The following is a 9,134-nucleotide window of genomic DNA, read 5'->3' on the forward strand; positions in this document are numbered from 1 at the left end:
CCCTGGAGACGCAAATTTTCTCCTGCCTCGTTTGGCCCAGGAGTATCAACAATTACTAATTTACCTAAATTTTTTGATTGCTGATTAGTTTGAGATGAACGCCAAAATTGAGTGTGTATTCTGGGAACATCCATTAAGTATTGCAACGGATCTGCTTGTGGCTCTAAAAGACTGCACACTCTGACAATATCATTCAAACTAGTTAAGGTATGAATAATCTTCTCCCTTCCTTCACTTTTGCCGGGAATTGTCAGTCCGACTGCTTGCTGAATTTGCTTTGGAATTTTTGCTAAATGAGGATACTGAGCAAGTTTTTCTTGCGCTTGTTCAATCCCCATCTGATCAATTCTCTGGCGTAAGGCTAATAGTGTTTCTTGAAAAACTGTCAAAATTTGGGGATTTAGATATAAAACTGGCTGAGTTAAGTTACTATCAAAAATAATCTCAGTCGGAAGCGTCGTCATCGCAGCGTTACGACTTGGCAAAATCTCTTGCCCGATGATGGCGTTAGTAATAGTAGATTTGCCAGCTTTCATTGGTGCAACAATTGCCATTCTCAACTCAAGATTTCTGACCTTATCTATTTCCTGATTGACTTGTTGCTCAAATTCTGCGTATTTTTTGCCAGCACTATCAGAAACAAGTGCTGTACTAGCGTGATTCATCAGTGAACTGACTTGCTCTAGGAGATCAATAACATCTTTCTGCAAGTCCTGTATATTCGGCTTCAGTACCTCAGAAATCATTTATTCTTACTCCGCATCTAGTAAAGTACACTTATGCCAAGTCTGCCTTAGTAGAAACATAAGAACCTCAGTAACAATACGGCTTAGTCTATTACTTATCTATTTCAACTAAACAATTTCTCCTCAACCCACATAATTCTCTGCTCCAAGAACTTAGCTAACACCCTAGCACCCCATCCACAATCGCAATCCCCCATTGCGGAAACTTCGCCAACAATTTCTTGATCACAATCTGCAACGCCGGATCATCATTCCAACACGAGAGCAAGAAATCAAACCCCGGATTCTGCCCCGAATTCGCCGCAGTTTTCAGTTTCTGCATACGCTCTGGTCGCGCATTTGACCTTGCTACAATCGCCTCATGTGACCATTTTTCAGTGTTGATGACAGACAAGGCGGAACCTTCACCCTCATCAACGGCTTTGACTTCTACACCCGAAACTGAATTTTCAACTAACAATGAAGTGGGATTACTTTGTTCTACCTGCCCCTGAGTTTGATTAGCGACCGCAGAATTTAAAGATTTTTCAATTTGGGCAGGCGGCGCGGCGGAACCAGTACCTTCATGACAGTCTCTCGGCTCAACATCACAATCCTGGTTTTCAGCTAACAACGAAGCAGGTTGACTTGGTGCAGCATACACAATTTACTGTCTACCTCTGATAATAAAAAGATTGCGCTCTTTTCCGTAAAAGCACATACTCAAGATGTAGATGCAAAAATCATGCTTTTGAGCAGTAGCCGCCCAAATTGATGAATACTGATTTTGTTCAGAATGTCTCGACAAAGCCAATGACTAGCCAGCGAGTTTTCATCAGCTATCGCTCTCAAGAGCCAGATGCCGGGCTAGCACAAGAACTTTACAACCAACTGGTAGCGGCTGGACATGAAGCTTTTATGGCAGGGGCAAGTATTAGCTGGGGACAAAATTGGGTAGAGCGCATTGATGAGGAATTGAAACGCTGTGATTATTTCCTACTGCTGCTGTCAGAGCAATCGGCAAGCAGTGATATGGTGGCAGGAGAACTCAGGACAGCAAGGGAATTGCACAATAAGCTGGGCAAGCCTGTCATTTTGCCAGTTAGAGTCAATTTACCTTTTGATGACCCACTCAATTACGAACTGCGAAGTTTTTTGCAAACCATTCAGCAACGGCAATGGAAATCTGAGGCAGACACGCCAGTTATCTTATCGGAAATCCTCTCACTCCTATCAACAGGGTCAGCACCTAAACCCCTAGCTGAAGAAATTACTCCTACCCCAATTGTAGGCAACCGAGATCGCCCACCGTTGCCCGTAGCAGAACTAGAACTTCCAGGCGGGACGATACAACTAGCTTCTCGGTTTTACGTCCAGCGAGAGCCTTGGGAATCGCGTTGCTATGAGCAGATTGAAAAAAACGCCGGACTGATTCGGATTAAAGCCCCGCGACAGATGGGAAAAACTTCCCTTTTAGCCCGGATTTGCCACCATGCGACAGAGCTAGGCTATCGCACAGCTACCTTAGACTTCTTAGAAACTGATGAGTCAATTTTTGAAGATTTAACGGTTCTGTTGAAGCGGTTTTGTGCGTTAATCAGTCGCAAGCTAGGTTTATCTCCCCGAACAGTGTCCGAATTTTGGGATGAGGAATTATTCGGCCCCAAGGAAAACTGCAATGATTATTTTGAGCAGTATATATTAACTCCTTTGACAGTTCCCTTATTTTTGGGATTGGACGAACTAGATCGGCTCTTTCCATACAATACAGTGGCCAAGGAATTTTTAGCTCTGTTGCGTTCCTGGAATGAAAAGGCGAAAGTGAATGAAACTTGGGCGAAATTGCGGATGGCGATCGCACATTCCACAGAATCTTACGTGGTGATGGATACCAATTCCTCGCCCTTTAATGTGGGGCTGGCAGTAGAGTTGCCAGAGTTCAACCAGAAGCAAATGTTAGATTTAGTAGCACGGCATGGACTAAATTGGGAAACGGAGGAAACTAGACAACTGATGAAGATGGTGGGGGGACACCCCTATCTAGCACGTCTTGCCCTGTATCATGTGGCTCAAGGTGATTTGACGTTAACTCAACTTCTAGCCACAGTCTCGACTGATGCGGGTATTTATGGCGAACACCTGCGGCGGCATTTGTGGAATTTACAGCAAAACCCAGAGTTAGCAGCAGCCTTTCAACAAGTGGTGGCAACAAAAGAACCCGTATGTTTACCCTCAATGTCAGCTTTTAAATTAAATGGTATGGGGTTAGTTACTTTACAGGGCAATGAAGTAGTTCTTCGCCATGAGTGCTTATACCGTCCTTATTTCCAATCGCGCTTGAGGATAAGGGAGTGAAGGAGTCAGTCAACAACGGCAGCTATCGCTATCAAGTGGGGGGAGCCTTGGGTCAAGACGTTCCCTCTTATGTCACACGGGCAGCAGATCGCCAATTCTACCAAGCTCTACAAGCGCAAGAATTCTGCTACGTCCTCAACTCCCGCCAAATGGGAAAATCTAGCTTGATGGTGCGGACTCTGGCTCGGCTGAAGTCAGAGGGCTGGGAGGGGATAGTCTTAGATTTTTCGGCGAAAGACAGTCAAGTTGAGCAGTCAGAACGCTGGTACAATGGCATCATCAACCAACTCAATCGTCATTTCCGTTTACTTGATAATACCCGTACTTGGCTCAAGGACAAAGATTTTCTCTCACCAGTTGAGCGGTTAGAAGAGTTTATCGAAACAGTACTGTTGGCGGGAATTGATCAGCGTATTGTCATCTTTATCGATGAAATTGACAGCACCCTCAATCTGCCCTTTACCGACGACTTTTTTGCCCTGATTCGCTCCTGTTATAACAAAAGAGCAGAAAATCCAGACTACAAGCGGCTGACCTTTGCCCTTTTGGGCGTGGCGGCTCCTGCCGAGTTGATTGGGGACAAGAAACGGACTCCTTTCAATATCGGTCAGGCTATAGACCTCTTGGGCTTTGGATTCGAGGAAGCCCAACCTTTACTTCAGGGGTTGGAAACAAAAGCCGACAATCCCCAGGCAGTCTTAGCAGCAATCCTCAAATGGACAGGAGGGCAGCCTTTTCTCACTCAAAGGTTATGTCAGTTGGGTGTAGATAACACAGAGTTCATCTCGGCGGGCAAGGAAGCTGAGTCTATTGACGAGTTGGCGCAAAATTGCTTGATTAACAACTGGGAATCTCAGGACGAACAGGAGCATTTGAAGACAATTAGAAATCGCCTGTTGAGTAACGAACAAAAGGCTGCATACTTACTAGAGTTGTATCGGCAAATTCGCCAAGCTGGAAAATTCAAGTTTCAGAATACTTCCGAAGAAAGGGACTTGCAACTATCTGGGTTAGTGGTCAAACGAGATGACCACTTAACCGTTTACAATCCCATCTACGAACAAGTTTTTAACGAGCAGTGGATTGATGCCCAGTTAGGCAAATTACGTCCTTATGCAGAAAACTTTCGGGCTTGGGTTGCTTCTGAAAGCAAGGATGAATCACGGCTGTTGCGGGGTCAGGCTTTAGAGGATGCTAAACAATGGAGTTCTAATAAAAATCTGACCTATCAAGATCAGCAGTTTTTAGCTGCTAGTGAAGGGAAGGAAATTCAAGAAAAAAATGCAATAGCAGACAAAGAAGCACAGCTACAAAGAGAAATAAAAGACAGGGAGGCAGCTGAAGCCAGAAATCAATTGCTCAGTGAGGCAAATAAGAAAGCTCAACAGCGAATTAGTGTTGGGGCTGTTGTTTTGGTTGTTGCAGTTCTGGGAGCAGTGGGTTTAGGAATATTTTCCAGACAGCAGGTTGACGTAGCAAATTCTCAAGTTCAGGTAGCTAATAAAAAAGTTAAGTCTGCTAATACACAAGTCAATGAAGCTAACAATAAACTTCAAAAAACCCAAGAAAGTGAACGAAAAGCCCAAGATAGTGCTGCACAAGCAAAGAAACAAGAACAACTTGCTAAAGAAAACGAGAGATTAGCGCAAGGAAAAGTAAAAGAAGCAGATAAAGTTGCTAAACTAGCCCAAAATAAAGCACAAACTTCTCAAAAGGAAGCATCAAAATTTGAGCAAGATGCGGCAAAAGCAAGACAGAATTTAATCACAGCACAGAATGATTTAAAGGCTAGAGGTACAGAGCTATCTAAAACGAATAGTAAATTAAATCAGGCCAAGGAACAAGAATCAAAAATCCTAGCAAAGCTTACAGCTAAAGAAAGTGAACTTCAACAAACAAGCGCCAAAAATGAAAATACTAAAGCGGAAATTGATAACGTTCGTCAACTTGTAGCCCTAGCTGGGCAATTGCGAAACCAAAGTTCATCAGACTCAGATGAAGCCTTAAGACTAGCAGCATTATCCTTTAATATTGATAAACATGAACTTAAACAAGCGTTATTACTGTCTGCTAAATCACAAGCATACCAAAAACTGAAAGACTGGAGTAATGCTAAAGGTGAGATTCAAAAAAGTCAATCATATTTATCCAAAGCTGACAAGAAAGTTTTAGAATTTAGTGAAGGCTTACAAGTTCAGGTATTAGTTCAAAAAAGCCAAGGTGATTTACTAGCCGATAATAAAAAAACTCAGGAAGCCATAGCATCATATAGTCAAGCATTTAATATCCTAAAAGCTTATCCTAATGAAACTGATTTTACTAAAAATAATCAGTTGCTTACAGGCGAAAATATTGAATCAATTCATCGAAGTTTAATTAAGCTAAACCCTCAATATAAAGAAGTTGAAGCATCATTAATAAAACATTTATATGCTCAACTTGAATATTTTTTGAAGGCTAAAAATTGGGAGTCTGCTGACAGAGAAACAGATAAACTCATGCTTAATATTGCTAAAAGAGAAACAGAAAGATATTTGGATTATGAACAAATTAATGGTTTCTCTTGTGACGACCTGCGAAAAATAGACCAGCTTTGGGTCAGCAATTCTGACAACCGTTTTGGTTTTAGTGTACAGAAGGAGATATGGATCAGCACTAAGAATAGGCTGGGTGTAAAACCAGAAGACTGGAATGACTTGGACAATGAAAATTATTTGCGGTTTGCCAAGGCAGTAGGATGGTATGATGACAAAATAGAGGACACTAAGAGCCGCTCAAGAGGTAGTTTTGTGAGCTACTACGATTATATCAAGCGTATAAAAGAAAACTCAGCGTATGGTAGGGGAGGGCTACCTCGCCTTGACGGGGTTTTAGCGGGTGGGACAAAATTTCTTTTCTCGCGTTGCGACAGAAGTGTAACATATAAGGCTTTCAAAAGTTTGTAACCATTTATTTCTGCCTTATTTTCCACGTAATAATCAGCATTTCATAAATCCGATACCTGGCACTGGCGGCTGATAGCATAATCCGATACCTGGCACTGGCGGCTGATAGCAATTCGCCTGAATAAATTTTGCTGCTACCTCATGCACCTCCGTATTCTCGGTTACTCGCTGCTTGTCCCAAGGTAAACTCATCTGCCCTGGTGATGGCTTTTTTGCTTTCCCACCCTTCATTACTGATGGTAAAAAGTTGCTACCCCAGTGATTTCGTTTTTCTGGTTTAGCTTGTGGTCGATATTTTTGGCAAAACCTGCGATATTTAGCCGCACACTCTTCCAAAGTTCGACCCAGCCGTAAAAACGCCGGATGCCATTGCGTAATGCCATCATTGCTCAAACGGTCATGAGTGCCATAGTTGCTAAAGTCGTAGAAATAACCCTGCTGCATCCCGGCCGCTTTGGGGTTCGCATGAATGTATCGGAGCGTATTCAAAGCCCGTCGCTGGTCAGTATTAGCAAAACCTGTGCTGTGATATCGCTTCTCCCAAAAATGACCTGTGCGGTTCAACATTCGGTTGAAGCACATAGCCGTATACCAGTTGAGCCAGTGCATGATTTTGGGAAGGTCTTCAGGCTGTTGGGGTTCAAGTAGGTAATGTACGTGGTTCGACATTATACATAAAGCATAGAGCTTAAACTTATATTTCTCCTGTGCTTTCTTAATGGCATAAAGAAAGACTTCACGGCATTCCAACCGCGTGAGACGAAATTCTCGATTATTGCAACGGGTTGTAATGTGGTAGCAAAATCCAGATTGCAAGTTACGTTTTGAACGAGACATTACAAATCAGGACTTACGCAACTGTCACAAGCAATGGCACGGTGTAACCGCGCCGCGCGCCAAACAACTACACGATAAACATGGGAACAGCCGGACGTTTTAGTTGCTGAACTAAATAATTTGATAACAATCCATGCTTAATTTGATAGATTGTTTGACCAGTTTTATAAGCTAAATCTTTGAGTCTAAGCCAAACTAAAATAGCGCAGGCAATATGATTTCTTTGAATACGTCCTTTACGGCATTGACATGATTCAATGCCAGTCAATTGTTTTAATTCTCGGTGAAACTCTTCAACCTTCCATCGAACTTTACACACTTTTTGTACAACGTCCGTAGAATCTTGAGATATATCGTTTGTAGCGATAAAATCCGTTCTGTCGGTGGAGACAGTTACCCGGAATAGTTTCACTTTTTTAGCTTGAGGAAACTTTTTTATTTTAACTAGTTTACCTAATTCTAACTCCTTTTCATCCCAAAATAACAATTCAATTCTTTGATAATCTTTTTGACCTGACGTATCATCAACCAGTCGATTACGTTTCAGAGGACAATAATAATATTTACCTAACCCATCTATATATAACATCAATTTATTTGTGGCATACCAAGTGTCCATCAAGACAGCTTTAAATGGCAAAAACTTATTATACACAAGGTTTTGCAGCATCTCCATCACATGGTCTATCTTTGTTTTACCATCTCTATCTGGATCATAAATTCGATAGTCAACTACCCAAAACTTTCCGATTTCATGATTGACATATACACAATTTACTAGCCCAATTCCTTGAATTACACCATGCTCGTTGCCACTATACTGGCGTTTACTTGGCTCTATTTCCACAGCGTATCGTTTATCAATTACTGTGTCATCAAAAACCAAATACGCATTACAGCGCTTCCTGCTGTTATGAAATACAGTTTCTCCCCTCCCCGCTATCTCCTCTAACCTTTCAAGACTGAGAATGTACCTCATAATAGCGGGAACTGCTGTATCATTTATTTCTATTAAATCTTTGACATTATCCCAAAGAATCCGAGGTGTTAATTTTTCGTTATTTAAATAACGGTTGATTTTATCGTGACTGATCTGCTCTAAATGCTCCGCCAAATTTGTGAGAGTATAATTAATCTGACTACTTAACAAGTACTGGCAATAATTAAGTTTAGTAAATCTCATAAACCTATAGGATTGATTTTATGCATCCTCAGCTAATTTTCTCATAATTTGATGAATACTTAACACAGCCGATTACTGTTACTAATTTCATCAATTTCCTTTGGGTATGCCACTTTTATATAGTATTTATGTACTATATAAATGCGATGGCTACGCCCGCCGCAGGCATCGCACTGTGCCAGTTGCGTAAGTCCTGCAAATACGTAAATGACAATATGAATAGTTTAGTTTATAGACTGCTGTACAGACCTACTATCTCTCCCACTTCATCAACACCCCATCAACACAAGCGATACCCCACTGCGGAAACTTCGCCAAAAGTTTTTTGATCACGATCTGTAAGGCAGGGTCATCATTCCAGCATTCCTGCAAGAAGTCAAAACCAGGATTTTCCCCAACCAGAGAAGCCATCTTCAGTTTCTCCATTCGCAATAGTCTAACTTTGGATCTAATGGCGATGTCTTCAGTGGTAAACAACGCCTCACTTGATTTTTGCACCTGATAATTGACTACAGATATATTCCACTGCTTCTCAAACTTGCCGATTGTTGCCCGAATGCTGGCGTAATACTTGCTGTCTAGCAAATATTGAATTACCCACAATGGGGGGCATTCTCCAACGTTTGCTCTATCCAACCATTCAAATATCTCACTTTGATTTAATGACACGGGCGCGGCAGAACAAGTGCCTTCATGATCTACTTTATCCTCATCACCAGAAACCAAGTTTTCAGCCAACAAAGAAGCAGAGGGACGACTCGGTTCTATTTTTTGATGTGCGATCGCAGAATTTAAATATTTTTCATTTTGGGCAACGGGCGCGGCGGAATCAGTGCCTTTATGACAGTCTTTCGGTTCAACACCACAATCCTGCTTTTCAGCCAACAACGAAGCGGATTGACTCGGTGCAACATCCACAAGCGCTAGCGTCGTGCAGTCTGTTGCCACAAGCAATTCTTCAAGTTCTGACGCGCTTTCGATACGTTGAGGCGACGCGCCCCTCAAGGGCGCGTGAGCCGTCTCCTCAACACGCGGATTTTCAGTTGGCGCGTCAGAACCAACTACCATACCAACAACCTTAGTTGGTTG

General features: G+C 42.2%; 6 protein-coding genes and 1 pseudogene. 2 read left to right on the forward strand and 5 right to left on the reverse strand.

From position 1 onward, the window contains the following. Together GNF10_RS32475 and GNF10_RS32480 are read right to left on the reverse strand one after the other, a co-directional pair. A partial coding sequence (locus GNF10_RS32475) for a dynamin family protein (protein ID WP_185607362.1) occupies positions 1–746 on the reverse strand: 746 nt, incomplete at its 3' end. Between the two features lie 157 nt (positions 747–903). Continuing rightward, positions 904–1,389: a hypothetical protein gene (locus GNF10_RS32480; protein ID WP_185584227.1), complete on the reverse strand. Its 486-nt coding sequence runs from the start codon at positions 1,387–1,389 to the stop codon at positions 904–906. Positions 1,390–1,499: 110 nt separating this feature from the next. On the opposite strand from GNF10_RS32480, the gene GNF10_RS32485 reads away from it, so the two are divergent. Together GNF10_RS32485 and GNF10_RS32490 are read left to right on the forward strand one after the other, a co-directional pair. Then, positions 1,500–3,080, forward strand: coding sequence for an AAA-like domain-containing protein (locus GNF10_RS32485; protein ID WP_185584219.1), 1,581 nt, complete (start codon positions 1,500–1,502; stop codon positions 3,078–3,080). Beyond that, entirely contained in the window at positions 3,077–6,025 is a 2,949-nt protein-coding gene (locus tag GNF10_RS32490; RefSeq protein ID WP_185584222.1) for an AAA-like domain-containing protein, read from the forward strand. The genes GNF10_RS32485 and GNF10_RS32490 overlap by 4 nt, the downstream gene beginning before the upstream one ends. A gap of 33 nt (positions 6,026–6,058) precedes the next feature. Here GNF10_RS32490 and GNF10_RS32495 read toward each other — a convergent pair whose 3' ends face one another. The 3 genes and pseudogenes from GNF10_RS32495 to GNF10_RS32505 form a co-directional block, all read right to left on the reverse strand. Next, positions 6,059–6,862, reverse strand: a complete 804-nt coding sequence (locus GNF10_RS32495; protein ID WP_185584224.1) for a transposase — start codon at positions 6,860–6,862, stop codon at positions 6,059–6,061. A gap of 67 nt (positions 6,863–6,929) precedes the next feature. Next, the gene (locus GNF10_RS32500) at positions 6,930–8,045 is read right to left on the reverse strand and encodes a transposase (RefSeq protein ID WP_185584225.1); all 1,116 of its coding nucleotides are present in this window, start codon (positions 8,043–8,045) and stop codon (positions 6,930–6,932) included. Between the two features lie 252 nt (positions 8,046–8,297). Next, positions 8,298–9,134: pseudogene (locus tag GNF10_RS32505) on the reverse strand (hypothetical protein); the annotation flags it as partial.

The sequence above is a fragment of the Nostoc sp. UCD121 genome, from assembly GCF_014222285.1.
Taxonomy (GTDB): Bacteria; Cyanobacteriota; Cyanobacteriia; order Cyanobacteriales; family Nostocaceae; genus Nostoc.

Bases quoted from the DNA above. Each gene is read 5' to 3' on its own strand.
- GNF10_RS32485 (WP_185584219.1), top strand. From the start codon at position 1,500: ATGAATACTGATTTTGTTCAGAATGTCTCGACAAAGCCAATGACTAGC.
- GNF10_RS32495 (WP_185584224.1), bottom strand. From the start codon at position 6,862: ATGTCTCGTTCAAAACGTAACTTGCAATCTGGATTTTGCTACCACATT.
- GNF10_RS32500 (WP_185584225.1), bottom strand. From the start codon at position 8,045: ATGAGATTTACTAAACTTAATTATTGCCAGTACTTGTTAAGTAGTCAG.